Genomic DNA, 24,661 nt, shown 5'->3' on the forward strand with positions numbered 1-24,661 from the left:
ATGTCAACTGAGCCTGCAGGCCTTCACCAAAAACTAGCGAGCCTTCCTGCGAATGTGCAAGGAGCCTTGTGGATGCTTGTGGCCTGTGTTGTGTTTTCGGCCATGGGACTTGGCGTCAAATATGTCGGAGAGGGGATGGACAGTTTTCAGATCGGCTTTATCCGTGCCTTGTTTGGATTGATCTTCGTGATCCCCATAATCCTTTATCGCGGAGTTGGGCAACTTAAGACCAATAGAATGGGCCTTCATATTACCCGGTCGATTTTTGGCATCACGGGTATGTTATCGGTCATGTATACACTGACCAATATGCCGCTGGCAGATTCTGTTGCTCTTACATTTACCCGCCCTTTGTTCGTTATCGTGTTGGCGGTCATTTTCTTGGGCGAAGTGGTGCGCTGGCGGCGCTGGATGGCAACCATTGTTGGGTTTGGTGGCGTCTTGCTTATGGTGCAGGCGTCCGCTGAAATCGGTTTTGCAACGGCGGTTGGTTTGTTTGGTGCGTTGATGGTGGGCTGCGTTTCGGTGTTTTTGAAAAAGCTCAGCAGCAGTGAAGCCCCGACCACTATCATGTTCTATTTTGGCCTCTACGGATCATTGATTGCGGCGGTGCCGGCCTATTTTGTGTGGCAAACCCCATCCGTTGAACAAGTGTTTCTATTAGGCCTGACAGCCGCGGCGGGAACCTGTGGCAACTACTGTGTGATCCGCGCTATCAGCGTGGGCGAGACTACCGCCGTTATGCCTTATGATTATACACGCCTTATTTTCTCGGCGATCATGGCGTATTTCGTCTTTGGAGAAATCCCAACCATGGGCATGGTGGCCGGTGCGTGCGTGATCGTGGCCTCCAGCCTCTACATCATGCGACGTGAAGCGGCATTGAAGAAAAAAGGCGCGCTCTAGGCCACTTATTTATTCAAAAACTCCCGCGCTTTGTCGCGGTGGCTATCATTGATGTGAGATCTAACCGCAGCGATGGCTGCGGCAATGACGCTGGCATCATCGGTAAATCCAAGGCCAACAATAAAATCAGGGACCACATCTGCCGGCATGATGAAATAAGCCAGTGCCCCAAACAGGATCGCCTTGACCGATGCAGGGGTACTGCCATCCATAGCACAATAAAAAGCAGCGGTTACTTCATCGGCAAAAGGGATTTTACCAATGTTGGTTTTCAGCTTGTGCGCAAATTCCCGCATGACAAGTTTCTTGTCGGCTTGCATTTTGTCCGCATCAAATGCTGAAATATCTTCGTCATCAATTGTCATGACCTGTATATGAGCAAAGCGCCGGAAAAATGCAACGCAAGACTTTTCTTTTGATGGTTCACAGTGTATGCAGTAAGCAGCTAAACATAACGTTTGTTAGATTTTGGGAGAAGTGAAATGGATATCAGTGGTAAGGCTGCTATCGTAACCGGCGGTGCTTCCGGTCTGGGCGCTGCAACAGCCCGTGCATTGGCAGAAGCTGGTGCCAAGGTTGCTATTTTTGACATGAACGAAGATGCTGCGAACGCAATGGCGTCTGAAATCGGTGGTGTTGCATGTGTGACCAACGTTGCGGATGATGCGTCTGTGGAAGCTGCATTTGACAAAGCACGTGATGCCCACGGTGCGGCACGTATTCTGGTAAACTGCGCAGGCATCGGCCCAGCTGCAAAAACTGTTTCCAGCAAAGGTATGCACCCACTGGATAAATTTCAGCAGGTGATTAACGTAAACCTGATCGGTACTTTTAACTGCATCCGCCGTGCATCTGCCGACATGATCGAACAAGAGCCAATGGAAAGCGGTGAGCGCGGTGTTTGTATCAACACAGCATCTGTAGCCGCATTTGACGGCCAGATCGGCCAGGCTGCTTATTCCGCATCCAAAGGCGGTATCGTTGGCATGACACTCCCGATTGCCCGTGATTTGGCGAATGTTGGTGTTCGTATCATGACAATTGCCCCAGGTCTGTTCAAAACACCACTTCTTCTGGGTTTGCCACAGGAAGTACAGGATAGCCTTGGCGCGTCTGTTCCTTTCCCAAGCCGTCTTGGCGATCCATCTGAATATGCGGCACTTGCCAAGCATATCGTGGAAAACCAGATGCTGAACGGTGAAGTGATCCGCCTTGATGGTGCGATCCGTATGGCACCAAAATAAGAAATACTGACGAGATAAGCGCCGACTATTCGGCGCTTATTTTTTCCATGAGTGCCGCCAATTGCAGGTCAAGCGAACTGACCCCGCCCACGTCATGGGTAGCCAGGGTAACATCAACTCGGGCGTAGACATTGAACCACTCTGGATGATGGTTTATTTGCTCCGCATATAAGGCGACCCGGCTCATAAATCCGAAGGCTTCGTTGAAATCCTTGAAAGTGAATGATTTCCGGATGGCATCACGGTCTTCCTGAAGGTGCCACCCGGGTAATTCCAGAAGAAGTGTTTCAATATCTTCCCGGCTTAATTTTTCTGTCATTTTTTCGTCGTCTCCCAGCCCCTTAAAGAGTATATGTGGCGCAAGGACTGCAAATCCAGCTAAAGGAAGTTTTGATGACCCGTGTCCTTTTTGTTTGCCTTGGTAATATCTGCCGCTCTCCCTCTGCCGAAGCTGTCTTTCGCGGACTTGTCCGTGAACGGGGATTGGAAGATACCATTCTGACCGACAGCGCCGGAACGGGCGCGTGGCATGTGGGCAATCCACCGGATGAGAGGGCCCAACTTGTAGGTCGCCATTATGGGTATGATATGTCTGATCTTCGGGCGCGAAAAGTGGAAGACACTGACTTTGCGGAATTTGACTATATCCTTGCAATGGACAATAGCAATTTCCGAAACCTGGAACGAATGCGCCCATCTGCATATGCCGGTACTTTGGCGATGATGATGGATTTTGCCGGGCGAAATGGGGAAGAGGTTCCAGATCCTTATTATGGGGATCTCTCTGATTATGAAACTGTATTTGATATGCTAAAACCCGCCGCAGAAGGCCTGCTGGCGCATATCCTTGATGAGATGAAGAAATGACGAAAATCAGCGAACTTAGCCGAAACTGGTGGCATGAAGAGACCGAAGGCGTTGCCTTTACCCATGCGCTGGATATGAAGAAGTTGCATGAGGAGCAAAGCCCTTACCAGAAGATCGAGATTTTCGAACATGAGACTTTTGGTCGGGTTTTGACGCTGGATGGATTGGTTCAGGCATCCGAGGCTGATGAATATATGTATCACGAGATGGCGGTTCATGTTCCACTTCTGGGCCGTGATTGGGATGATGTGAGTGTTCTGATTGTCGGTGGCGGGGATGGCGGTATCCTTCGTGAAGTGCTGGTCCATGACTTTGTCAGCCGCGTCGTGATGGTGGAAATTGACCAGCGTGTTGTTGAATTGTCCCAGGAATATCTGGGGATCAATGGGGATTACAATGACCCTCGTGCCGAACTGATCATCGGTGATGCCGCAGACTATATGCGCCGTGCACGGGCGCGAAGCGATAAGTTCGACCTGATCATTCTGGATTTGAGTGAGCCTGTAGGTCCTTCCTCCACGGTGTTCACAGAAGAGTTTTGCGAGAATTTCTCCAACTGCATTACGGATCGTGGTGTGGTTCTGGATAGCGACAGTATTTTTGTTGGCAAAGACCGCGCCTATTTCCTTCAGGAGCTTTGCGGTGATAAGGACCAGAACTTGGTCAGCATCATGCAGAATAAACAATTGCTGCCCCATGTATCAGGATATCGCTCCATTGTGCAGCTATATCCCGCGGCGGAGTTTGGTTTTTTCCTTTATAGTCGTGATGGGCATAGCTATTCCCATCCTGTGAAATCCCATACAGGACGCCATTACAATCCTGACCTTCATACAGGATCTTTTGCGCTGCCGACCTGGTGGCGGACAAATCTGGGATTTTAAGACGGAGCGTCTTCGGTGGAGAGGGGTTCCAGATCGAAGATGAACTCTTCTTCGTAGTGGGGCCCACCATGTCCAAGCTGACTGGAAAATAATGTAAAATATTCCATGAGGATCGGTCTGGTTTTAAACAATCCATGATCCATCAGAAAGCCACGAACACTGTCATATGGACTGTTATGGACGCGGCCAAGTGTGATATGAGGTTTAAACTTCCGATCTTCAAGTTTGATGCCGTGACGGCTGGCTATGGTGGCGATCTTCTGTTGAAGATGAGTAATCTCAGGTGTCTGTTTCACACCTGCCCATAAAATACGGGGCCGTTTGGCGTTGCCAAAGACCCCGACCCCTTCGATTTTTACTTCAAAGGCGGGGCAGTTGATCTTTCCCAAGGCAACGCCGAGGTCGATCATCTCGGCCTCGGGTAGGTCACCTAGAAAGCAAAGGGTGATATGGGCGTTTTCAGGCTTGCTCCAATAGGCGTCCTGCAAGCCAAATTGCAATGCGCCAAGTTGCTGCTTGATGTCGTCGGGTAAATCAAGGGCAACAAAAAGGCGCATAACACATTCCTTTACGGACAAGGGTAGGGATGTTCGCTGTGAATATCCTCTATAGACTTAAGAATGTCTTCTGACAGTTGGATGTCAATACTTCCGATATTTGTCTCCAACTGTGCCATTGTCGTGGCGCCGATGATATTTGAGGTTACAAAACGGCGGGAATTGATAAAGGCCAGCGCCATCTGCGACGGATCAAGTCCGTTTTCCTTGGCGAGCGCGACATATTTTTCCGTCATCTTGTAGGCGACTTCTGTTGTGTAACGCTGAAAGCGTGTAAACAGTGAAAAACGGGACCCTTCAGGCATCTGACCGCCCAAGTATTTCCCGCTCAGCATCCCCATGGCAAGCGGGGAATAGGCGAGCAGGCCGCATTCTTCACGAATGGAAACTTCAGCAAGACCCACTTCGTAGGAACGATTGAGCAGGTTATACGGATTTTGAACGGAGGCCATGCGGGGCAGGCCCAGTTTTTCTGAAAGAGCCAGATATTTCATGGTGCCCCAGGCACTTTCGTTGGAAAGGCCTACGTGGCGGATTTTGCCAGATTTCACCAGACCATCCAACGCCTCCAGTGTTTCCTGAAGCTCAATCGTGTCTTCGTCTTCAACGTGGTTGTAACCCAGCTTTCCAAAGAAGTTGGTGCTGCGTTCTGGCCAGTGAAGTTGATAAAGGTCGATATAATCTGTCTTTAGACGCTTAAGGCTTTTATCAACCGCATCGGTGATGTGACGGGCATTCATACGGGACACTTCGCCATTCCCGCGGAAGTAGGTGCTTTCAGATTTGCCGACGACCTTTGTTGCCAGAATGACCTTGTCACGGTTCCCTGTTTTTTCAAACCAGGTACCGATATATTCTTCGGTTCTGCCTTGCGTTTCTTCTTTTGGTGGGACGGGATATAACTCAGCGGTATCTAAGAAATTGACGCCTTGATCCAATGCATAATCCATCTGCTCATGGGCTTCTACTTCGGTGTTTTGTTCACCCCAAGTCATGGTGCCAAGGCAAATGACGCTGACATCCAGACCTGTGCGGCCCAGTTTACGGTATTCCATATTCATATCCTGAAGAGTTAATTTTTAATGCGCCCCGGAATTTATTTCGGGTTATTGAGAAACTCGATAAGGGAAGGAAGCATTTTTTCGACGATTAATGCAACCCCTTCTCGGTTTGGATGGATGGCATCCTCTTGATTTAACTCTGGCATCGCGGCAACACCGTCCAGAAAGAAGGGGTAAAAGGCGACGCGGTGTTTTTCCGCAAGTTCAGGGAAAATACCGTCAAATTCAGTTTGGTAATCAATACCCATATTGGGTGGCGCCCGCATACCTGTAAGAAAAACGGGAATGCTTTTCTCTTTCAGGCGCTTTAAAATTTCATCCAGATTTTGCTTGGTGACAGATGGTTCAATCCCGCGAAGGGCGTCATTTGCCCCAAGCTCCAGAATGACGGCATCAGCACCGCCCGCGATAGCCCAATCAAGACGTTGTAAACCCCCTGTTGAGGTGTCGCCAGAAACGCCAGCATTTTCAATGCGGATCTGATGTCCTTTTTCGGCAAGAGCAGCTTCTAACTGAACGGGAAAGGCATCACTTTGCGGAAGGCCATATCCGGCGGTCAAACTGTCCCCTAAAGCGACAATTTTTTTGATCTCGGCGGCGCTGAATGACGTATGAGTGAACAAAATCACGAAAACGAGACTGAAAATATTGAAAGTCAGCCGTCTTTTGCCATATGCCTTTAATGTCAAACTCTTGAAATGCATTGGAATCTAAATTGCCCCCGTCACCCATTATCTCGCTTGAGAATATTCATCTTACACTTAATTCAGATGCGGGCCCTGTCAATATCCTGCGTGGTATGGACTTGCAAATACAAGAGGGACAAACGGTGGGTATTGTGGGACCATCTGGTTCGGGCAAATCTACCTTAATGTCAATCATGGCGGGTCTTGAAAAGCCAAGCAGTGGCAATGTGAATATCTGTAATGAAAAGATTAATGGCATGACAGAAGATGAATTGTCAGCCTTCAGACGCGACCATATCGGTATCGTTTTTCAATCATTCCATCTGGTCCCCACTATGACGGCCCTTGAAAATGTAGCGATCCCGCTAGAGCTTGCAGGTCGTTCCGATGCATTTGATGTGGCACGTCAAAAACTGGAAACTGTGGGGCTTGGGGAGCGGACCAGCCATTATCCAACGCAGCTATCCGGCGGGGAGCAGCAGCGTGTGGCCCTGGCCCGCGCCGTGGTGACGGAGCCTCACATTCTTCTGGCAGATGAGCCGACGGGTAATCTGGATGGCTCCACGGGGGATGTGATTATCAACCAGATGTTTGATCTGCATGATGCCCATGACACCACGTTGGTCCTGATTACCCACGATGAAAAACTTGCTGCAAAGTGCGATCGCACCATCCGGATCGAGGATGGATTGATTGTTTCCGATACTGGCGCTACTGCCAAATCTGAAGCAGCGGCGGAGTAAGTGGTTTGAGCGGGGCGCAGACAGAGAGCTTAGGGCTTGCCATTCGATATGCCCGCCGCGAGATGCGCGGGGGTCTAAAAGGATTTCGTATTTTTATTGCCTGCCTGATTTTGGGTGTGGCGGCGATTGCGGGGGTTGGAACTCTCTCCAGTTCCATTAATGAAGGGCTTCGTTCCAATGGCCGTGTGATTTTGGGCGGCGACATTGATGTTCGTCTGACTTCTCGGGCCGCGACTGCCGATGAATTTAAATGGCTGCAAAGCCAAGGGGAGGTGAGCCGCATGCATATCATGCGTGCGATGGTACACGCCCCGAAAACAGATCAACGTCTCCTCAGTGAGATGAAAGCTATTGGGGATCTCTACCCCCAATATGGCGGGCTGACCCTAGAGGGCGGAGAGGCGACGGATGTTGCCGCAATAACCGCCATGAAAGATGGCTATTACGGCGCGCTGGTTGAGCGGGTGCTGTTGGATCGCCTCAATGTTGAGGTCGGAGACCGTCTTGTTGCCGGTACCTTGCCTGTTGAAATCCGCGGTGTCATTGAACATGAACCGGACAAAGCGAGTCAGGGGATGGCGCTTGGTCCCCGTGTGATTATTTCCAATGATGCGCTGATGCAAACGGGATTGGTGCAACCGGGTAGCTTGGTGCGCTTCCATTACCGTCTCAAACTGAACGAAGATCTTTCGGCTGATGATTTTCGCAATAACGCAAAATTGGATCAACCAGATGCAGGTTGGCGGATTACAGATGCCACCAACGGGGCACCGGGGATCAAGCGGTTCGTTGAACGGGTCGCTATGTTCTTGACCCTTGTAGGGCTGACAGCCCTTGTGGTGGGCGGTGTTGGTGTTGGAAATGCCGTTCGTGCATATCTCGATGGGAAGACCGAAACCATCGCAACCTTGAAATGCCTCGGGGCGAGCAGCCAGCTGATTTTCCGCATCCATTATTTCCAGGTGATGGCACTTGCACTAATCGGATCGGTTATCGGCCTGTCTTTGGGATATGGCGGTGCCTTTGTGGCGTCACAGTTCCTGGCGCAGGCCTTACCGGTCCCCGCGGTTGTGTCCTTCCAGCCTCTGCCTATGTTATTGGCCGCGGCTTACGGATTGTTGACGGCGACACTGTTTGCTGTGTGGCCCCTTGCCGCCGCGCGGGAGACCCCAGCGGCGTCTTTGTTCCGGGATTACACCGGCAATAAACATCGTCCAAAGCCTTTTTTCTTAGGTGTGACAATTCTGACTTTTGTAGCGCTTGTTGGATTGGCCGTCTTTACGGTGGAAGAGAAATTTTTCGCGGTTGTTTTTGTTCTGGCGGCCATTGTGATGTTTGCAGTGCTTTATGTTGTCGGAAAATTGGTGCAGGCAGGGGCTAAATCCATGCCCCGCTCCCGCATTCCAACGTTGCGACTGGCGCTTGCCAATTTGCACCGTCCGGGATCCGCCACCGCAAGTGTGGTGCTATCTATGGGGTTGGGGCTGACGCTTTTTGTTACCGTGGCGCTTATCGAAGGAAACCTTCGTGAGCAGGTGCAGGATCAGTTGCCTGAAAATGCACCGGCTTTCTTCTTCATTGATATTCAGAATACTCAGCTTGATGATTTCCGTGCCTCTGCCGAAGGGGTCACAGGGGTATCAGATGTCAACCATGTACCGAACCTTCGTGGACGCATTGTGCGGGTGAATGATATTCCGGCGTCTAAAGTGGCGGTCTCATCTGATGTGAAATGGGTGCTGCGGGGAGATCGGGGCCTGACATATTCGCAAGATCTTCCGGTAAATGCGGTTGTGGTTGAAGGGGAGTGGTGGCCTGCCGATTACACAGGAAAACCCCTCATCAGCTTGTCTGATGACGCTGCGAAAGGCATGGGCATTGGTATTGGCGATGAAATGACCATTAATGTGATGGGACGGGAAATTACCGCAGAAATTGCCAACCTTCGCAAAGTGGATTGGAGCAGCCTTGCCATCAATTTTGTGATTGTCTTTGACCATCATACTTTGGCGGCAGCCCCACATAGCCTGCTTGCCACCGCGAAAGCGACGGATGAGGCGGAGGTCGGTTTGTTCCGCGCGATCACCAGTAAGTTCCCAAATATTTCTGTGGTGCGCATGAAGGAAGCGTTACAGACAGTTTCCAAAATTCTGGAACAGTTGTCGTCCTCTGTGACAGCAACAGCGTCTGTGACATTGGTATCTGGTATTCTTGTGCTGGCAGGGGCGTTTGCGGCCGGGCATCGGAAACGGGTTTACGATTCTGTGATTTTGAAAGTCTTGGGCGCAACACGACGCGATATCTTCAAGATTTTCCTCACCGAATATGCGCTTTTGGGGCTGGTAACGTCTGTTATTGCATCGGCGGCGGGATGGATTGCTGCCTATTTTGTCATCACAGATGTGTTGGAGGCAAAATGGACTAACTTGCCGATTACGGTTCTTGGAACCGTGGTGATCAGTGTTGGGGTAACCATCCTATTTGGCCTTTATGGATCGTGGCGCGCGTTAGGTGAAAAAGCCGCCCCAATTTTACGTTCGGAATGACTATTGATTTCACTTGAAATATGATAGAGTTCCACCAATATTTAGACCAATTCTAAAACTTAAGGGTAATGGATAAATGGCGACCGAATATTCAAGAATGAATACTTCAACACGGACTGTGGACCAGGCCGCCTTGGATGAGGGCCTGCGCAGCCATATGCTGAAGGTATTCAACTACATGGCATCTGGCTTGGCATTGAGTGGTGCCGTAGCAGCATTCACAGCAAATACACCTGCTGTATATAACGCTGTGTTTGGTACACCGCTGCAGTGGGTAGTAATGCTGGCTCCGCTTGGACTGCTTTTTGCGATGTCACGTACAAGTGTCTCAACAACCAAGGTTCTGTACTGGGTCATGGTGGCAACATTTGGTGTCTCCATTTCCTATATCTTCCATGTCTACACAGCTGAAAGCGTGGTCCGGGTGTTCTTTATCACCTCGGCGACCTTCGGCGCGGCAAGTCTTTACGGTTATACAACTAAAAAAGACCTGACCGGCATGGGTACATTTATGATGATGGGCCTGATCGGTATCATTATCGCATCTGTGGTCAATATCTTCCTTGGATCAAGCGCACTACAGTTTGTAGTTAGCATCCTTGGTGTGATCATCTTCACAGGCCTGACAGCCTTTGACACACAGCGTATCAAGTCTGAATACTACCATGGCCATGACGCAGAAGTTCTGGAAAAAGGCGCCATCATGGGTGCGGTTTCCATGTATTTGAACTTCCTGAACCTGTTCATGATGCTGCTAAGCCTGCTTGGTAATCGCGAATAGATCAAGATTTCTACTTAAGTAGATTTAAGAAGCCCGGCCTCATCCGCCGGGCTTTTGTTTTATCGTACGCAGTGAAACCAATTCAGGGCGAGACTGAGATCCCTATTTCACAAGGCTGTTCTTGACGAGTTCGGCATTCATCCAATGTGTTTCGCTCTGCACATGGCCCGGACGAACATATTTTCCCAACTTTGTTGGCATGAACTTTTCTGCAAAGGAAGACACAGTGCGTATGACGAAACCTTCCTGGGAGGAAAAATCCATCTTTGATACCAATCCGTCAACTAACCGATCGGAAAATTTTCCACGAAATAAAACCGGTACGCTGCATATCCCTAGCTCTTGGAACCTCGCCTGTGTGTCATCCCAAGATTGCACTTCGTCTCCAAGTACCCATGCGAAGCCCATGAAATATGACGGTAGAGAACTATATCCAATTGAATGCCGTGCAAATAAATACTCACCGATGATCCGTTCATCACTGGAGAGCATTGGAGAGATCCCCGCTGCAAAAGCCTTCATCCAATCTCGAGATGGATGATATCTCGCATCGAGGCTACGGGGGTGACAACCTTTGGAGAAAATGGTTGTATTTTCACCATCCATTTTCTCAGTTGCAATTACCTCAGGTGCTGCTGAAAGGTCAGACAGATCGTTCATGATCTTGTCATCATTTGTTGCACCGGGTGAGCTTGGTAGGTGAAAGGTTCGCCCATATTTTCTAGACATTTAGGCAAAGCCTTATTTCTGTATATGTGTGGAATAATGAGAAATACCGCGATTTTTGTGAAGCGGCCAGAATAAAGCTAGCCGGAAATCTTCAGAATTATAGAAACTATTACCGAGAAATCACATGAATCTCTTTCGTGGATCATTGGTTTGTTTTTACTTGGCAGATGGAGGCTTCGTGCTAAAATAGTTTGAAAGCAAACTAAGTAATTTTATTTGGGGTAGATATTTAGATGCGCATCCTGATTGCAATGATGAAGCACGAAACCAACACGTTTTCACCAATTCCGGCAAATTGGCAACGATTTGAAGATTGGGGTGTACATTTCGGCGAAGATGCGCGTGCAGCCTATGAAGGCACGGCGATGCCTATGGGTGCCTATATCGAACTTGCTAAATCCATCGGTGCGGAAATTGTCACCCCGGTCGCGGCAGAAGCTATGCCATCCGGTCTTGTCACCGAAGAAGCTTATGAAAAATTGGCTGGTGCCATTTTGGATGAAGTTCGAAATGGCGTTGATGCCGCCATGCTCGATTTGCACGGTGCCATGGTATCCGAAGTCACACCAGACGGGGAAGGCACACTGCTGGAGCGTATTCGTGAAATCGATCCAGATCTTCCTATTGCGGTAACCCTTGATCTGCATTGTAACCTCACCGAAAAAATGGTGAGCAACTGCACCACGTTGATCGGCTACAAAACGTATCCTCATGTGGATATGTATGAGGTCGGCACCCAAATCGGTCAGGCGCTGCTGGACAGCCTTGATGGAAAAGTTGATCCGGTTATGTCTTGGGGGAATGTCCCACTTCTTAGCCAAACTCTATGTCAGGGCACCGATGATGAACCTATGGCAACCCTGATCCGTATGTGTGTCGAGGCCGAAAAAGAGCCAGGTGTACTGGCAGCGACTGCTTTTGGCGGATTCGCATTGGCAGATATGCCAGATTCCGGTAACTCCGTGATTATTGTTACTGATGGCGACAAAGCCAAGGCCGACGAAGTGCGTGATCGCATTCTCGCCGCCGCGTGGGACCGCCGCGAAGATTTCATCTATAAACACGCCCCGTTGGCTGACAAAATCGCCGAAGCCAAAGCCATTGAAGAAGGTCCGGTCATTCTTCTGGATCACGCTGATAACTGTGGATCTGGCGCAACGCAGGATGTCATGACAGTTATTGGAGAGCTGCATCGTCAGCAATTGGAAGATGTTGCCGTTGGTGCGGTTTGGGACCCGGTCGCCGTTCAAGAAATGCAGAAGGCCGGCATCGGTAACAAGGTCACTTTGAAACTTGGCGGTAAGACGGATATGCCATCTATCGGTGAAGTGGGCGAGCCGCTTGAAATTACTGGTACGGTGAAGGTCCTGACCAATGGCGAATGGACCGTTCACGGCCCTATGTATACTGGTGTGAAGGTGTTTATGGGACCGTCGGCGGTTCTGGATACTGGACGGATGGAGATCGTGATTGTCTCCAACCATCATGAACCATGGGATGTGGGGGTATTCACCTCCATGGGTATCCAGCCAGAGCACAAAAAATACATAGTTCTGAAAAGCCGTATTCATTACCGCGCAGGCTTTGCAGGCCTTGCCAAAGCGACCCTGACACTGGACGGTAAAGGGGTGACCACATCGGATAATAACCTTCTTGAGTATAAGAACGTGCGCCGCCCGATTTACCCACTGGATCTGATTAACGAGGCGTGACCATATGAAGGATCTTTACGGAAACGACGTTACGACGCAATCTGAGAAAACCATTGATGCGATTAATCGCTTCACCACCAGCCTGATCGGTTATGGGACAGATTTTGCGGCAATATTTGAAGCTTCCGATGAAGATCCAAATTGTGCAGTGGCCGCCACTTTAGGCGGCATTCTGGGCCTGTTTATCGAAACACCAGACCGTCTTGAAATTGCCGACAAGTATTTTAATCGCGCCCTTGAAGCGGCCGCCATGTCAACCGAGCGCGAGCAGCTGCTGGTGGAGGCTATGTGGGCGTCTCGCCAAGGGGATTTGAAAAAATCGCTTGGCTGTTTTAGAAAACTGGCCGCTTTGTATCCACGGGATTTGTTGTCTGCGAAAATGGGCCAAACCCATTATTTCAATCTTGGGGATGATGAGGGCATGCTCTGGCTTGCTGATCAGGTCATCGACGCCCATCAAGAGACTGCCTACGCCCATGGGATGCGTGCCTTTGGTCTTGAGCAGATGAGCCAGCTTGAAGAGGCAGAAGAAGCGGCCCGCCGGGCTACAGAGATGCAGCGATGTGAGCCATGGGCCCATCACGCGGTTGCCCATGTAATGGTAACGCAAGGCCGCCATGAGGAAGGGATTGACTGGATGTCTTCCTTGTCTGGTGAATGGGACGGCTGCAATTCCTTTATGTATACCCACAACTGGTGGCATCTGGCGCTGTTTCATCTGGAACGGGAAGAGTTCAAGAAAGCGCTCACCCTTTATGACACCCATGTATGGGGGCGGGACAAAACCTATAGTCAGGATCAGATCAACGCCATATCCCTCCTCTGGCGATTGGAAATTGCAGGTGTTGATGTAGGGGATCGTTGGACGGATGTGGCGAATTATGTGTCCGACAGAAGTTTCGTTCAGGATCAACCCTTCCTTGATATGCAATACGCCTTTGCCCTCGCACGTGGCGGTAAAGAGTTGGAGCTGAACAATCTTCTGGCTGGAATGGAAATGATGACAGTGGATGCGCCCCAAATGACCAGAGGCGCATGGGAAGATGTGGCGATCCCAGCAACACGTGCCTTTGTGGCTTACGCAGATGGAGATTATGCCGGGGCGGAGGAGTTGTTGGCACCCGCACGGGAAAATATGCAGTCCATTGGTGGTAGTCACGCCCAACGCGATTTGTTCGAGCAGGTCTGGATCCAAAGTCTGCTGCGACAAAACAAATTTGATGAGGCGTTACCGTTGCTGCAGGCGCGCGTAGATTTCAGGAAAGCCCCTGAACTGGATCTGCATTTATTTGAAAAAGTAAAAGCTGCTGCGAGCGCTTAATCAACCGTTTCGAAACGTTTCTTGTCGAACAGGCGAAGAACCTGTTCCAGTGTTTTGCCGCGCTTCAGGATCCGACCGTTTTGCCCTTCTATGGAAAAGGCACCTTGTTTGTTGGCAAGTTTGGGTTCTTTGAAGATTTTATAGAGTGGTTTTTCGGTGGTTCTATGAAACACCGCGAAAGAACAGGTCGTTTTTGTCTGGCCAATAGCATAGTCACGCCATTCGGATTTGGCGACCATTCGACCATAGACCTGCAAGATCATTCCAAGTTCACGGCGATTAAAGAAAACAGGGGCTGGTGTGCGGCTGCCATTTATACTGCGTCCCGCATCATGAGGCTGGTACTGGTTTAACTGTATAATGTCGCTCATATGCCATTCCTGTTCACGTGATTGTCACCTGATGAGGCCTTGCCGTCAAGTTTTGTGACATTAAATAGACGGATTAGCGTATAATATGGTGAGTGGAGTGAAATCATCAATTGGGAGATTGAAGATGGATAAGGTCGTCAAAACCGATGCTGAGTGGAAAGCACAGCTGAACCCGGAACAATATAAAGTCACCCGTAAAAAAGGGACGGAGCGGGCGTTTACCGGCAAGTATCACGATAACAAACGCAAAGGCGTCTACAACTGCCTTTGCTGTGGGGAGCCGCTATTTTCCTCAGAAACAAAGTATGAATCCGGAACAGGTTGGCCGAGCTTTTATCAACCACTGAACCAGGAAATGATCGGCGAAGTGGATGATCGGAGTTTCTTTATGCGCCGCACGGAAGTGATCTGCAATCGCTGCGATGCCCATTTGGGGCATGTCTTCCCGGATGGGCCAGAGCCAACGGGCCTTCGGTATTGCCTGAATTCTGCAGCGCTGGATTTTGAAGAAAGCGGGGAAGACTAGGCCGTCTTCCCAAGATCTTTCACTTTATCGGAAAAATGACAGGCGGCCAGATGGTCGCCTTTTACCGTGGACAAGGTCGGGGTTTCCCGGCGGCAGCGATCTTCCACCATGGGGCAGCGATCCTGAAACGCGCATCCATTGCGTTTTTCGGTCTGACCCGTCACTCCACCATCAAGGCGAATGCGTTTCCGGTTCTTACCAGCGGCTGGATTTGGAACAGCATCAAGCAAAATACGTGTATAAGGATGCGCCGGATTGGCATAGAGATCTTCTGTGCGACCTTTTTCAACGATAGATCCCAAATACATCACCGCCATTTCATCACAGAGATATTCCACCACCGCCAGATCATGGCTGATGAACATATAGGTCACACCAAATTCATCCTGAAGATCGCGCAACAGATTGAGCACCTGCGCTTGAACCGATACGTCTAGGGCAGAAACCGGCTCGTCGGCAACAATCAATGATGGCCGTGTGATCAATGCGCGGGCAATGGCGATACGTTGACGTTGTCCGCCTGAAAACTCATGAGGGTATTTCTCCGCATCTGTTGGTTTGAGGCCTACAGATGACAGAACTTCTGCAACCCGCTTCTCTTTTTCCGCTTTATCCAGCGACCCAATAACGGTGAGCGGTTCCGCAACGATGCGACCAACTGTGTGATGGGGATCTAGGGATCCATAAGGGTCTTGAAACACCATCTGGAAATGCTCTCGCAAGGGGCGGAGCTCAGAAAAAGATTTTCCAACCACTTCATTGCCGAGGATTTCTACTGATCCGGAGTCTGTGTCTTCCAAGGCCATCACGTTACGCGCAAGTGTGGATTTACCGCAGCCACTTTCGCCGACGATGCCAAAACTGCTGCCTTCCTTGATTTCAAAACTGACGCCGTTCAAGGCGTAGACAAAGCGTGGGGCCGCAAACAGGCTTTCCTTTGGAAGTGGATAATGGCGGACAAGATCGGTGACTTTAAGAACTGTTTTTGTCATTGATACAGCCCCCCTGATTTACGGGCCTCTTCGGCCTTCTCCATATTGTGACAGGCGACAGAGTGACTCTCTGACATGGCGTCATGGGTGGGAACAGTATCGCGGCATGTATCTGACGCCAGCGGACAGCGATCCGTAAATGTACACCCTGTTGGCAGGTTGATCAGATCAGGAACCGTGCCGGGAATGGTGGTGAGGCGCTTATTTCGGCCCATGCCGACCTTCGGCATGGCAGCGAAAAGCCCTTGTGTATAGGGATGGGTCAGTTCATCAAAGATCTTGTCTGTCTCGCCGCTTTCCACAACTGTTCCGCCATACATCACCATCACTTTTTGGGTGTTTTCTGCAATCACGCCAAGATCGTGGGAGATAAGGACAAGCGACATGCCTTCTTCCTGAACCAGAGACTGGATGAGATCTAGGATCTGATCCTGAATGGTCACATCCAAAGCTGTGGTTGGCTCGTCCGCGATCAGAATATCTGGCGCGCAGGAAAGTGCTAATGCGATCATGACACGCTGACGCTGACCACCGGATAGTTGGTGTGGATAGTTGCGCACCCGTTCTGCCGGATTTGGAATACCCACGCGATCGAGAAGACGAATGGTCTCTTCCAGCGCCGCTTTTTTATTCAGACCGCGATGAAGCCGCAGCGGTTCCATGATCTGCCGGCCGATGGTGTGAACCGGGTTCAAAGACGTCATGGGTTCCTGGAAAATCATGGCAATCCGGTTGCCGCGGATTTTGCACATGTCCGCTTCGGACTTTTGCAGCAAATCTTCACCGGCCAAACGAATGGCACCAGTGGAGGTTCCATTTTCAGGCAGCAGTCCCATCAAAGCAAGGGCTGTCATGGATTTACCGCAACCGCTTTCCCCAACAATGCCAAGGGTCTCCCCCTTGTTCAGCTGGATGTTTAGATTGCGCACAGCACGGGCAGGGCCCCTTGCCGTTGCCAGATCCACATTTAAATTTTCGACATCAAGAAGCAACATATTACCGTTTCCTGCTGAGACGTGGATCAAGAACATCACGAAGGCCATCACCCAACAGGTTCAGTCCGAACACTGCAAGGGCAATTGCCGCACCCGGATAAACCGCCTGCATGGGCTGCAGGAACATGAGCGTTTGCGCTTCGTTCAGCATGCGCCCCCATGAAGGATGCGGTGGTTGTGTGCCAAGACCCAGATAGGAAAGCGCAGCCTCCGCCAAAATGGCGATCGCAAACTGAATGGTTGCCTGCACGATAATGATGGACAGGATATTGGGTAGGATATGTTCGATAGTAATCCGGAACTTGCCCTTACCTGACGCTCGGGAGGCCATCACATATTCCCGGGTCCAGATGGCGTTAGCAGAACCGCGGGTCAAACGGGCGAACACAGGGATATTGTAGATGCCGATGGCGATGATGGAGTTGACGCCGCCCGGACCCAAAATCGCCGTGATCATAATCGCCGACAGGATGGCTGGAAAGGCGAATGAGAAATCGCTGAGCCGCATGATAAGCTCTTCCGTCCAGCCCCGCTTGGCGGAGGCGTAAAGGCCAAGCGCCACACCTGCAAACAAACCGATAGAGACCGCCACAACACCAACCGTGATTGAGTTCTGGGTCCCTGTCATCAACATGGACATGACATCACGGCCAAACTGATCGGTTCCAAGCCAATGCTCAAGCGAAGGACCTTTAAAGCGATCTTTAACAGTGATGACGATCGCCTCACCCGGGGTCCAAAAAAGCGAAACCGCGGCGTTGATTAAGAGAAAAATCGTAATCAGGCCGCCAACCAGAAAGCTGCGACTGCGCATACAGCGGGCGGCAAATGATTGAGACGTAGCAATACTCATATGTCGTGCGCCTTCAATCGTGGGTCAACTACAGCATACAAAATGTCGACAACAAAGTTGGTGACAACCACCATGGCCGCGAGCAACAGCACCACATTTTCAACAACGATGGTATCGCGGTTATTGATGGCTTTCAGAACTGTGGAGCCAAGGCCCGGCATGTTAAACACATTTTCCACCACGACGGCACCGACCAGCAGGTTGCCAAATTGAAGTCCCATGACGGTGAGGACCGGGATCATTGCGTTTCTTAAAACATGTGTCCAAAGGGTCGCCTGACGGCTGAGGCCTTTGGCACGGGCGGTTCTGACAAAATCCTCACGATAGACTTCCAAAACGGAGGAGCGGGTAATACGAGCAAGGATCGCGCCTTGCACCGTTGCCAAAGCTACCGCTGGCAAAATCAGGGCGCGAATGGCAGGCCAGATACCATCTTCCCAACCGGGGAAACCACCTGGTGGCAGCCAGCGCAGATTAACGGCAAAGAAAAGGATCAAAAGAACTGCAAGCCAGAAGTTTGGAACTGAGATCCCCAATTGGCTGATCCCCATCAATGTGACATCACTTGCCTTATTATGATGGGCCGCAGCATATAGACCGATGACCAAGGCGATGGTCACGCTTAGGATCATGGACATGATGGCCAATGGAATTGTGATCTTGAGCGCACTTTCCACCAGTTCGGTAACCGGAACCTTGTAAGCGTAGCTGTTACCAAGCTCACCAACCAGCAGGCCGCTGATCCAGGTGAAATACCGTTCTATTGCGGGGCGATCCAGCCCCAGCTCTTTTGTAAGTGCAACGACCGCATCCGGGGTCGCATCAACGCCTAATATAACCAGTGCGGGATCACCGGGAAGGATTTCCATCACTGTAAAAATCACCACCGAGGCACCGATCAAGGTCGCCAGTAGCGTTAAAAACCGTTTCGCAAAGAAAACACTCATACTTTTGTGCTCAGACTGCCCTGTTAATTGCCATAAAGGCCCGTTCTCTTTTGTTGGGTCGACTGTATGCAAATAAATGTTTGAAGTCAATCATTTGCCTAAACCCGCAAAAGTCTTGTTGATTGTTGCCCTAATGACGCCTTTTTAGCAATGATAATTCTCTTGCAGCAAAAGGGGATGTGAATTAGTGTCCGGGCATGTCCAACGTCGCTGAAATAGGGCCTCATAAACCTTTAAAGCACACCTTTAACGAAAGCAGAAAAGGTGTCTGGGGACGTGTATTTGCGTTCCTCGCGATTTTGGCAATTTCCCTGAATTTGATGGTTCCCATGACGCACAGTGCTTACGCTGCGGCGGCGTCAGGGTCAGACTTTATTGAAGTTTGCACTAAGAACGGGATCGAGCTTGTCTCAGCGAAAGAGATATTTGGGGAAGAGCAACAGGCCGCAGCGGACGCGGAACCATGTGATGCATGCCCTGATTGCCCGCTTTGCTGGTTCGGAGGCAATGTTGGCGTAAATAATGTTGCCGTAGTTGCGCTAGCGCAAAAACAGCTTATCAGTTCAGGCATATCATTATCGGAAGAAATCGGTTTTTCTTCCCCGCCCTTTTGGGGCTATCCGGCTTTGAGGGCGCCACCAGAAACCGTTTGACTGTCAATTTAAATGATTGGTGGGATACCCCCACCAGTTCGTCAAACACCGATTTCTTTCGGTTGATGTTTATGGTGATAAAATGAACAAGATCTTTGCATATTCCGTCGCAGCCCTCGTCCTTGTTGGTGTGGTTATTACAGCATTGGTGCTTACAGGCGCCTTGCCGGAACCTAACAGTTCCCGTCAGCGCTCCGGTACGATTGTTGGGGCACCTCAAATCGGGGGCGCTTTTACACTGACCAATAACAAAGGGCAGGTGGTAACGGCAGAAGATTTCAAAGGCAAACTGATGCTGGTCTTCTTTGGTTACACTTTCTGCCCGGATGTGTGCCCAACAGAAATGAACGTTTATGCGCAAGTTATTCAAGGTTTGGGTGATAAGGCAGATGGTGTGACCCCTGTCTTTATTACAGTGGACCCTGAACGCGATACAGTTGAAGTTATGGACGAGTTCGTAAATGCTTTTGACCCACGCATTGTGGGGCTTACAGGCACAAACGAACAAATCGCCGAGGTGAAGAAAGCTTACCGTGCATACGGTCAAGCAGTGAACAAGGAAGATGACCCGGATTACTATCTGGTAGATCATACCTCCTTCAGCTACCTGATGGATAAAGAAGGTAACCTGAGCACTGTCTTCTCCTATGGAACATCCCCGGAAGAGATCATTAAGAAAATTAGTGAACAACTTTGAGAATGAGGGATGATCTCATGATGAAAATGACAAAACGCGCTGTTATGGCAACCGTAGCAGCAACCATGGCACTTGGTCTGATGGGTGGAACTTCTTTTGCGGGAAGCCACGGCACGCATTCTACACACGGTAAATTGGAAGTAAGCGATGCCTGGGCACGTGCACGGACAGCTACAGCCAAAGTTGCGGGTGCCTTTATGAATATCCATAACATGGGCAAAGAAGACGATCGTCTTGTGTCAGCAACTTCCAGCATTTCAGAGCGTGTCGAAATTCACACCACCAAAATGGAAAAAGGTGTGATGCGTATGATGCAAATGAAAGAAGGCATCGACGTTAAAGCCGGCGAAATGCTGGAGCTAAAACCAGGTGGATATCACGTGATGTTCTTGGGTCTGAAGCAGAAGCTGGAGGAAGGCACCGAGTTTCCTGTGAAACTACAGTTTGAAAAAGCAGGCGCCGTGGACATTATGGTCAAAGTGAAAGCGTCTGGTGCCATGGGCGATATGAAACACGGTCATCATGGCGACATGAAACATGACGGCATGAAGAAAATGAAATCCAACTAATCGGATTTAAGAAAATGGGAAGCCTTGGCTTCCCATTTTTTTCCTAAAACTTGGCGGTTGCAAAAACCGCAAGTTCGCCGTCCGGGCCTTTGGCCCAAACTTCACAAGTGTTCTCATCCACTTTCCGGCCGCAAAGGGTGAAACTGTTGATGTCGAACACCGGGTTCGAATTTCTGAAATCAAATTGCTTCAGGCTTTTACCGGGCATCTTTTCGGTCGCCAGTCTCATCAGCAATGTACCGATTAGTGGTCCGTGTACCAGAAGACCCGGATAACCTTCTTCCTGAGTGACATAATCCCGATCATAATGAATACGGTGACCATTATAGGTGAGGGCTGAGTAGCGGAACAGCATCACTGGATCTGGTGTGATAACCTCTTCCCAATCCGTATCAGTTGGGGCCATTTCAGGGGCTTTTTTAGGGGCTTTTGGATCTGGTGCATCGCGATAGACAATATCAGTCTCTTCTTTGATATAGCTGCCATCAGGATCACTAAGACCATGTTCAACCGTGACAAAAATGAGCTTTCCTGTACGCCCTTCTTTTTCAGTTACGGACCGGACGGTGGAGGTTTTTGTTACTTTATCACCGCTCTCCAGAGGCCGGAAAAAATGAATGCGTCCACCTGCCCACATGCGGCGGGGAAGGTCCACAGGGGGCAGAAACCCGCCTTTGTAGGAATGACCGTCAATCGCAAGATCAGACTGTTTCGTTTGCGGTGTAAAATACATCCAATGCCCACCCGGTGGGACAAATGTAGAGGCGGGAACATCTTCGTCCATAAGGGCGGCAAAACCGTCCAGAGATTGTTGGTGAATGATTTCAACGCGCGTTTCTGAATTTCCAACCCAGTCTTGAAGATTTTTTTTCATTTTTCTTGTGCTTCTCTTGCGTTTTCTTTCGTTTATATTTTAGCATAAGGAACTATATATAGTGTTATACACTATTCCAGCCGTCTATGGGACGGGAATTTGGGGCAACAGGCGCGATGAAAATGGAAGTTTATAAACTGCCAGAATTAAATATGAAACTCTGTGAGACTGTTGGAGACGCGGCCCAGCAGGTATTCAAAGAGTGCGCGGCCCACTTGTTTATCAACTTTGAACGCTTTCGGGATAACCATGATGAAGCGTCATTGATGCAGATCCGCATTGGGATGCGGCGCACACGTGTTGCCATGCAGATCTTTAAACCCATTATCCCGCCTGAAATTCAAAAACGGATCACTAGAGAGTTTCGATATTTTGGAAATCTGCTAGGTGAAGCCCGTGATATGGATGTGTTTTTATCCGGTATGCTGGACGAAAACTGCCCCCTTGAGGAAATGAAGGCGGATTACGCCCATCTTAGGTATCACGCAGAGCTGATGCGCGAAGATGAGTATCAGATTATTGAACAGGAGCTTATGGGCGGGCGCTTCGAAAAAACCTTCAAGCGGTTCGATAAATGGAGGCTTTCGGACTGGTCGTCGCATTTAGGGCGTACCGGTAACAAGCTCTTGAGCAGTCCGCTAAAGCCATTTGTTCTGGATGTTCTGGAAGACGGACGCATGAACCTTTTGAGCAAGGGCGCGTATATCGAGGAACGTTCAACGCAGGAGCTGCACCGGGTTCGAAAATATGTGAAACGTTGCCGATACCATCTTCGGTTTTTCTCATCTCTCATCCACGAAGGTAAGCTGAACGAAGGCTATGACATACTGGTTGAGATGCAGGATACGTTGGGTCATGTGAATGATGTAAAAGAAGGAATGTTGCTTCTTAGCCGCCTGTCCGCGGATGTAAAAGCGGAGCATGTGGCCAATATTCTGACCCTGATGTCGGTTAAAATTAACGCGGCCAGTGATCAGGTGGCAGACCAGCTTCACGCCTTCCAACAAAGCTGGCATCGCTTTGAAGATTACGCTATCCAAAGTGACGATCTTCTCTAACGTTTAAACGGCAGCAAGATCATCCAGAGGATACTTTGCTTTAGATCTTTCTGGTACTTTTCCAGCCCAATGGTCATACCCAATTGACCGTCATCAGGCGCTTTTTTGTAAGTGCCGAAAATCCGATCCCAGATGGACAGGTTAAATCCGAAATTGTGATTAAACTCCGGGTAATAGGCTGAATGATGCACCCGGTGCATGTCTGGCGTCACTACAAACAACCGGACGATTTTATCAATTGGACCCGGCAATGTTGCATTGGCATGATTGAACATGGCCATGGAGCTTAGCAGGATTTCAAAAATGATAACTGCAATGACGGGCGGGCCCAATAGGAAGACAACACCCAGCTTGATACCCATGGACAGGCAAATTTCGATCGGGTGGAAACGGGCGCCTGTGGTCACATCGTAATCTGGATCTGCATGATGCATTTTATGAAGGCGCCACAAAATCGGAACATGGTGAAAGATAACATGTTGCCCGTAAATAATCAGATCCTGAACAATTACGGCAATAATAACAGATGCCCATAGGGGCAGGTTGATTATATTTAAGAGGCCCCAACCATTTTCTGCCGCGAGTGCCGCCATGCCCACGGCAAGAATAGGAAAAGCGATCCGCAAAATGAAGGAGTTCAAAAAGGTAAGGCCTAGATTATTTGCCCATCGCCACCACTTGGTCACACGAAGCTCCCGTCTTGGCGACAAAATCTCCCACAACGCAACAAGAGCTAGGGTTCCAAAAAAGAATACCAGCCTGATTGTCGGTTCATTTTCCATAATCTGATCAAACATGGTCACGATACTAATTGTTGCGTCCTTGCTTTGATATAGGGATTATTGCCGCTCCGGTTCAATATTTCGTTAGAAAAGCGAGAAGGGCTTTATGGATTTACTAAAAAACGGATCTGAAAACGCAAAAACAAAGATTATCCTGGCTCATGGGGCGGGCGCGCCCATGGATAGTCCGTTTATGGTGTTCTTTGCTGAAAAACTCGCAGAGCTTGGCCATGAAACTGTTCGCTTTGAATTTCCTTATATGCAGCAGCGCCGCGAAACCGGATCAAAGCGGCCACCAGATCGCCAGCCGAAATTGTTGGAGCGCTGGCAGGAGGTAATTGGGGCTGAAAGAAATGACGGTCAGAAACTGATCATTGGCGGGAAATCAATGGGTGGGCGCATGGCGTCACTGATTGCGGATGAAGTGGGCGCTGATGGGCTGGTGTGTCTCGGGTATCCGTTTTATGCCATGGGTAAGCCGGACAAGCCACGGATCGACCATCTAATGGACATTAAAACCCCCACTTTGATCGCCCAAGGGGAGAGGGACACCATGGGTAATCGTGAAAATGTCGCGAAACTTACCCTTGCCAGTTCGGTTGAGTATCACTGGCTGCCAGATGGAGATCATAGTTTCAAGCCACGAAAAGCGTCCGGCCGGACGGAGGAAGAAAACTGGCTGGACGCTATGGAAGCTGTGGATCAGTTCGTTCAAAAACTCTAGTTAGCTCGGGGCGAGGGCGGCACTTTGCCCGCTGCCAATGTCCCCTTCCAGTTTGATGTCTTTCGACACTAAATCAAGTAGAGGTTTTACAGTGCTCAGATTTTTCTGGTTTCCGCCTGCAGATAATTTGAGTTTTCCTTCGATGGCTTCTTCATCATTTCCGCGCGCTGGGATATCTATCCAGTCACCGCCTCTTGCGCGTGCAAGTTTGGCGTAATGTTTTGTGTCTGTGACAGATGTTGTCGACATGTCGACAATAAGGGTTTCCGCCGCCAGATTTTTAAGAAGCCCGTCATCCCCTTCCATAACTTCCGGCATTTCAGTTGGGTCCAGAAACAGGAAAACCGGCTGGCCACTCATTTTTGCGGCGAGATCAGACAATGAAGCGGTAAGGCTGATCCCCATTCGGGCGATTTCGTAGCGAATGGCAGGCCTGATATGATAGGCGAAAATTTGTACTTTATGGTCAAGAAAACGGCGGATAATGGGTCGCCCCATTCCGCCGATACCTACAACACCAATTGTTGTTCCGGATAAATTCCCCAATGTTGTCCCTCCCATTAGTTTTATTTAATTAAGAATA

Annotated in this window: 29 protein-coding genes; 15 read left to right on the forward strand and 14 right to left on the reverse strand. The window is 49.8% G+C overall.

Translation table 11 applies throughout. The annotated features are described in order from the left end of the window. Positions 1-906 carry a DMT family transporter gene (locus GUA87_RS06230; RefSeq protein WP_193715630.1) on the forward strand — a complete coding sequence of 302 codons (906 nt, stop codon included), beginning with the start codon at positions 1-3 and terminating at the stop codon, positions 904-906. A gap of 5 nt (positions 907-911) precedes the next feature. Here the strand turns inward: GUA87_RS06230 and GUA87_RS06235 are convergent, their stop codons facing one another. Next, positions 912-1,271, reverse strand: coding sequence for a YkvA family protein (locus tag GUA87_RS06235; protein ID WP_193715631.1), 360 nt, complete (start codon positions 1,269-1,271; stop codon positions 912-914). A gap of 117 nt (positions 1,272-1,388) precedes the next feature. On the opposite strand from GUA87_RS06235, the gene GUA87_RS06240 reads away from it, so the two are divergent. Beyond that, positions 1,389-2,150, forward strand: coding sequence for a 3-hydroxyacyl-CoA dehydrogenase (locus GUA87_RS06240; protein ID WP_193715632.1), 762 nt, complete (start codon positions 1,389-1,391; stop codon positions 2,148-2,150). A gap of 25 nt (positions 2,151-2,175) precedes the next feature. On the opposite strand, the gene GUA87_RS06245 is transcribed toward GUA87_RS06240, so the two are convergent. Then, complete coding sequence (locus GUA87_RS06245) at positions 2,176-2,634, reverse strand: 4a-hydroxytetrahydrobiopterin dehydratase (RefSeq protein WP_321575883.1); 459 nt, start codon at positions 2,632-2,634, stop codon at positions 2,176-2,178. Here GUA87_RS06245 and GUA87_RS06250 point away from each other — a divergent pair. Together GUA87_RS06250 and GUA87_RS06255 are read left to right on the forward strand one after the other, a co-directional pair. Continuing rightward, positions 2,544-3,017: a low molecular weight protein-tyrosine-phosphatase gene (locus GUA87_RS06250; RefSeq protein ID WP_193715634.1), complete on the forward strand. Its 474-nt coding sequence runs from the start codon at positions 2,544-2,546 to the stop codon at positions 3,015-3,017. The genes GUA87_RS06245 and GUA87_RS06250 overlap by 91 nt on opposite strands. After that, positions 3,014-3,901, forward strand: coding sequence for a polyamine aminopropyltransferase (locus GUA87_RS06255; protein WP_193715635.1), 888 nt, complete (start codon positions 3,014-3,016; stop codon positions 3,899-3,901). The genes GUA87_RS06250 and GUA87_RS06255 overlap by 4 nt, the downstream gene beginning before the upstream one ends. Here the strand turns inward: GUA87_RS06255 and thpR are convergent. The 3 genes from thpR to GUA87_RS06270 are packed head-to-tail and all read right to left on the reverse strand — an operon-like array spanning position 3,898 to position 6,223. Beyond that, the gene (thpR, locus tag GUA87_RS06260; protein ID WP_193715636.1) at positions 3,898-4,458 is read right to left on the reverse strand and encodes an RNA 2',3'-cyclic phosphodiesterase; all 561 of its coding nucleotides are present in this window, start codon (positions 4,456-4,458) and stop codon (positions 3,898-3,900) included. The two genes, GUA87_RS06255 and thpR, sit on opposite strands and share 4 nt — an antisense overlap. An 11-nt stretch (positions 4,459-4,469) precedes the next feature. Continuing rightward, entirely contained in the window at positions 4,470-5,513 is a 1,044-nt protein-coding gene (locus tag GUA87_RS06265; protein ID WP_193715637.1) for an NADP(H)-dependent aldo-keto reductase, read from the reverse strand. 41 nt (positions 5,514-5,554) lie between these two features. Then, positions 5,555-6,223 carry an arylesterase gene (locus GUA87_RS06270; protein WP_193715638.1) on the reverse strand — a complete coding sequence of 223 codons (669 nt, stop codon included), beginning with the start codon at positions 6,221-6,223 and terminating at the stop codon, positions 5,555-5,557. 11 nt (positions 6,224-6,234) lie between these two features. On the opposite strand from GUA87_RS06270, the gene GUA87_RS06275 reads away from it, so the two are divergent. From GUA87_RS06275 to GUA87_RS06285, 3 genes are all read left to right on the forward strand, one after another. Further along, positions 6,235-6,948 (forward strand): ABC transporter ATP-binding protein, encoded by a 714-nt coding sequence (locus GUA87_RS06275; RefSeq protein ID WP_227711697.1) that lies wholly within the window; start codon positions 6,235-6,237, stop codon positions 6,946-6,948. Positions 6,949-6,953: 5 nt separating this feature from the next. Next, positions 6,954-9,494, forward strand: a complete 2,541-nt coding sequence (locus tag GUA87_RS06280) for an ABC transporter permease (RefSeq protein WP_227711698.1) — start codon at positions 6,954-6,956, stop codon at positions 9,492-9,494. 97 nt (positions 9,495-9,591) lie between these two features. Next, the gene (locus GUA87_RS06285) at positions 9,592-10,275 is read left to right on the forward strand and encodes a Bax inhibitor-1/YccA family protein (protein WP_227711699.1); all 684 of its coding nucleotides are present in this window, start codon (positions 9,592-9,594) and stop codon (positions 10,273-10,275) included. A 102-nt stretch (positions 10,276-10,377) separates the two neighbouring features. Here the strand turns inward: GUA87_RS06285 and GUA87_RS06290 are convergent, their stop codons facing one another. Then, positions 10,378-11,004, reverse strand: coding sequence for an RNA ligase family protein (locus tag GUA87_RS06290; protein ID WP_193715640.1), 627 nt, complete (start codon positions 11,002-11,004; stop codon positions 10,378-10,380). Positions 11,005-11,237: 233 nt separating this feature from the next. Here GUA87_RS06290 and GUA87_RS06295 point away from each other — a divergent pair, with 233 nt between their 5' ends. Both GUA87_RS06295 and GUA87_RS06300 read left to right on the forward strand, forming a co-directional pair. After that, on the forward strand, positions 11,238-12,716 hold the full coding sequence (locus tag GUA87_RS06295) for a M81 family metallopeptidase (protein WP_193715641.1): 1,479 nt from the start codon (positions 11,238-11,240) through the stop codon (positions 12,714-12,716). 4 nt (positions 12,717-12,720) lie between these two features. After that, on the forward strand, positions 12,721-14,037 hold the full coding sequence (locus tag GUA87_RS06300; RefSeq protein WP_193715642.1) for a tetratricopeptide repeat protein: 1,317 nt from the start codon (positions 12,721-12,723) through the stop codon (positions 14,035-14,037). On the opposite strand, the gene GUA87_RS06305 is transcribed toward GUA87_RS06300, so the two are convergent. Continuing rightward, positions 14,034-14,408 (reverse strand): DUF2794 domain-containing protein, encoded by a 375-nt coding sequence (locus GUA87_RS06305; protein WP_193715643.1) that lies wholly within the window; start codon positions 14,406-14,408, stop codon positions 14,034-14,036. The two genes, GUA87_RS06300 and GUA87_RS06305, sit on opposite strands and share 4 nt — an antisense overlap. Before the next feature lie 124 nt (positions 14,409-14,532). Here GUA87_RS06305 and msrB point away from each other — a divergent pair, with 124 nt between their 5' ends. Continuing rightward, positions 14,533-14,934 (forward strand): peptide-methionine (R)-S-oxide reductase MsrB, encoded by a 402-nt coding sequence (gene msrB, locus GUA87_RS06310; protein ID WP_193715644.1) that lies wholly within the window; start codon positions 14,533-14,535, stop codon positions 14,932-14,934. Here msrB and GUA87_RS06315 read toward each other — a convergent pair. The 4 genes from GUA87_RS06315 to GUA87_RS06330 are packed head-to-tail and all read right to left on the reverse strand — an operon-like array spanning position 14,931 to position 18,721. Next, positions 14,931-15,926, reverse strand: a complete 996-nt coding sequence (locus GUA87_RS06315) for an ABC transporter ATP-binding protein (protein ID WP_193715645.1) — start codon at positions 15,924-15,926, stop codon at positions 14,931-14,933. The two genes, msrB and GUA87_RS06315, sit on opposite strands and share 4 nt — an antisense overlap. Then, the gene (locus tag GUA87_RS06320) at positions 15,923-16,921 is read right to left on the reverse strand and encodes an ABC transporter ATP-binding protein (protein WP_193715646.1); all 999 of its coding nucleotides are present in this window, start codon (positions 16,919-16,921) and stop codon (positions 15,923-15,925) included. The genes GUA87_RS06315 and GUA87_RS06320 overlap by 4 nt, the downstream gene beginning before the upstream one ends. Before the next feature lies 1 nt (position 16,922). Next, on the reverse strand, positions 16,923-17,774 hold the full coding sequence (locus GUA87_RS06325) for an ABC transporter permease (protein ID WP_193715647.1): 852 nt from the start codon (positions 17,772-17,774) through the stop codon (positions 16,923-16,925). After that, on the reverse strand, positions 17,771-18,721 hold the full coding sequence (locus GUA87_RS06330) for an ABC transporter permease (RefSeq protein WP_193715648.1): 951 nt from the start codon (positions 18,719-18,721) through the stop codon (positions 17,771-17,773). Before GUA87_RS06330 ends, GUA87_RS06325 begins: the two co-directional genes overlap by 4 nt. 197 nt (positions 18,722-18,918) lie before the next feature. Here GUA87_RS06330 and GUA87_RS06335 point away from each other — a divergent pair, with 197 nt between their 5' ends. From GUA87_RS06335 to GUA87_RS06345, 3 genes are all read left to right on the forward strand, one after another. Next, on the forward strand, positions 18,919-19,374 hold the full coding sequence (locus GUA87_RS06335; RefSeq protein ID WP_193715649.1) for a DUF2946 family protein: 456 nt from the start codon (positions 18,919-18,921) through the stop codon (positions 19,372-19,374). Positions 19,375-19,456: 82 nt separating this feature from the next. Next, on the forward strand, positions 19,457-20,071 hold the full coding sequence (locus GUA87_RS06340; RefSeq protein WP_193715650.1) for an SCO family protein: 615 nt from the start codon (positions 19,457-19,459) through the stop codon (positions 20,069-20,071). Positions 20,072-20,088: 17 nt separating this feature from the next. Continuing rightward, positions 20,089-20,640 carry a copper chaperone PCu(A)C gene (locus tag GUA87_RS06345; RefSeq protein WP_227711700.1) on the forward strand — a complete coding sequence of 184 codons (552 nt, stop codon included), beginning with the start codon at positions 20,089-20,091 and terminating at the stop codon, positions 20,638-20,640. A 43-nt stretch (positions 20,641-20,683) separates the two neighbouring features. On the opposite strand, the gene GUA87_RS06350 is transcribed toward GUA87_RS06345, so the two are convergent. Further along, positions 20,684-21,514, reverse strand: coding sequence for an FAS1-like dehydratase domain-containing protein (locus GUA87_RS06350; protein WP_193715651.1), 831 nt, complete (start codon positions 21,512-21,514; stop codon positions 20,684-20,686). Between the two features lie 122 nt (positions 21,515-21,636). Here GUA87_RS06350 and GUA87_RS06355 point away from each other — a divergent pair, with 122 nt between their 5' ends. After that, positions 21,637-22,572: a CHAD domain-containing protein gene (locus GUA87_RS06355; RefSeq protein WP_193715652.1), complete on the forward strand. Its 936-nt coding sequence runs from the start codon at positions 21,637-21,639 to the stop codon at positions 22,570-22,572. On the opposite strand, the gene GUA87_RS06360 is transcribed toward GUA87_RS06355, so the two are convergent. Next, positions 22,569-23,369 carry a sterol desaturase family protein gene (locus GUA87_RS06360; protein WP_193715843.1) on the reverse strand — a complete coding sequence of 267 codons (801 nt, stop codon included), beginning with the start codon at positions 23,367-23,369 and terminating at the stop codon, positions 22,569-22,571. The genes GUA87_RS06355 and GUA87_RS06360 overlap by 4 nt on opposite strands. A gap of 91 nt (positions 23,370-23,460) precedes the next feature. On the opposite strand from GUA87_RS06360, the gene GUA87_RS06365 reads away from it, so the two are divergent. Further along, on the forward strand, positions 23,461-24,078 hold the full coding sequence (locus GUA87_RS06365; protein ID WP_193715653.1) for an alpha/beta family hydrolase: 618 nt from the start codon (positions 23,461-23,463) through the stop codon (positions 24,076-24,078). On the opposite strand, the gene GUA87_RS06370 is transcribed toward GUA87_RS06365, so the two are convergent. Then, entirely contained in the window at positions 24,079-24,624 is a 546-nt protein-coding gene (locus GUA87_RS06370; RefSeq protein ID WP_193715654.1) for an NAD(P)-binding domain-containing protein, read from the reverse strand. Between the last annotated feature and the right edge of the window lie 37 nt (positions 24,625-24,661).

Origin of the sequence: Sneathiella sp. P13V-1 (genome assembly GCF_015143595.1) — a bacterium.
Taxonomy (GTDB): domain Bacteria; phylum Pseudomonadota; class Alphaproteobacteria; order Sneathiellales; family Sneathiellaceae; genus Sneathiella.

Coding starts and splice junctions, on each gene's coding strand:
- GUA87_RS06285 (WP_227711699.1), top strand. CDS start 9,592: ATGAATACTTCAACACGGACTGTGGACCAGGCCGCCTTGGATGAGGGC.
- GUA87_RS06320 (WP_193715646.1), bottom strand. CDS start 16,921: ATGTTGCTTCTTGATGTCGAAAATTTAAATGTGGATCTGGCAACGGCA.
- GUA87_RS06350 (WP_193715651.1), bottom strand. CDS start 21,514: ATGAAAAAAAATCTTCAAGACTGGGTTGGAAATTCAGAAACGCGCGTT.
- GUA87_RS06300 (WP_193715642.1), top strand. CDS start 12,721: ATGAAGGATCTTTACGGAAACGACGTTACGACGCAATCTGAGAAAACC.
- GUA87_RS06290 (WP_193715640.1), bottom strand. CDS start 11,004: ATGTCTAGAAAATATGGGCGAACCTTTCACCTACCAAGCTCACCCGGT.
- GUA87_RS06235 (WP_193715631.1), bottom strand. CDS start 1,271: ATGACAATTGATGACGAAGATATTTCAGCATTTGATGCGGACAAAATG.
- GUA87_RS06355 (WP_193715652.1), top strand. CDS start 21,637: ATGGAAGTTTATAAACTGCCAGAATTAAATATGAAACTCTGTGAGACT.
- GUA87_RS06270 (WP_193715638.1), bottom strand. CDS start 6,223: ATGCATTTCAAGAGTTTGACATTAAAGGCATATGGCAAAAGACGGCTG.
- GUA87_RS06230 (WP_193715630.1), top strand. CDS start 1: ATGTCAACTGAGCCTGCAGGCCTTCACCAAAAACTAGCGAGCCTTCCT.
- GUA87_RS06335 (WP_193715649.1), top strand. CDS start 18,919: ATGTCCAACGTCGCTGAAATAGGGCCTCATAAACCTTTAAAGCACACC.
- GUA87_RS06325 (WP_193715647.1), bottom strand. CDS start 17,774: ATGAGTATTGCTACGTCTCAATCATTTGCCGCCCGCTGTATGCGCAGT.
- GUA87_RS06365 (WP_193715653.1), top strand. CDS start 23,461: ATGGATTTACTAAAAAACGGATCTGAAAACGCAAAAACAAAGATTATC.
- thpR (WP_193715636.1), bottom strand. CDS start 4,458: ATGCGCCTTTTTGTTGCCCTTGATTTACCCGACGACATCAAGCAGCAA.
- GUA87_RS06340 (WP_193715650.1), top strand. CDS start 19,457: ATGAACAAGATCTTTGCATATTCCGTCGCAGCCCTCGTCCTTGTTGGT.
- GUA87_RS06265 (WP_193715637.1), bottom strand. CDS start 5,513: ATGGAATACCGTAAACTGGGCCGCACAGGTCTGGATGTCAGCGTCATT.
- GUA87_RS06360 (WP_193715843.1), bottom strand. CDS start 23,369: ATGTTTGATCAGATTATGGAAAATGAACCGACAATCAGGCTGGTATTC.
- GUA87_RS06255 (WP_193715635.1), top strand. CDS start 3,014: ATGACGAAAATCAGCGAACTTAGCCGAAACTGGTGGCATGAAGAGACC.
- GUA87_RS06305 (WP_193715643.1), bottom strand. CDS start 14,408: ATGAGCGACATTATACAGTTAAACCAGTACCAGCCTCATGATGCGGGA.
- GUA87_RS06240 (WP_193715632.1), top strand. CDS start 1,389: ATGGATATCAGTGGTAAGGCTGCTATCGTAACCGGCGGTGCTTCCGGT.
- GUA87_RS06250 (WP_193715634.1), top strand. CDS start 2,544: ATGACCCGTGTCCTTTTTGTTTGCCTTGGTAATATCTGCCGCTCTCCC.
- GUA87_RS06315 (WP_193715645.1), bottom strand. CDS start 15,926: ATGACAAAAACAGTTCTTAAAGTCACCGATCTTGTCCGCCATTATCCA.
- GUA87_RS06330 (WP_193715648.1), bottom strand. CDS start 18,721: ATGAGTGTTTTCTTTGCGAAACGGTTTTTAACGCTACTGGCGACCTTG.
- GUA87_RS06295 (WP_193715641.1), top strand. CDS start 11,238: ATGCGCATCCTGATTGCAATGATGAAGCACGAAACCAACACGTTTTCA.
- msrB (WP_193715644.1), top strand. CDS start 14,533: ATGGATAAGGTCGTCAAAACCGATGCTGAGTGGAAAGCACAGCTGAAC.
- GUA87_RS06345 (WP_227711700.1), top strand. CDS start 20,089: ATGATGAAAATGACAAAACGCGCTGTTATGGCAACCGTAGCAGCAACC.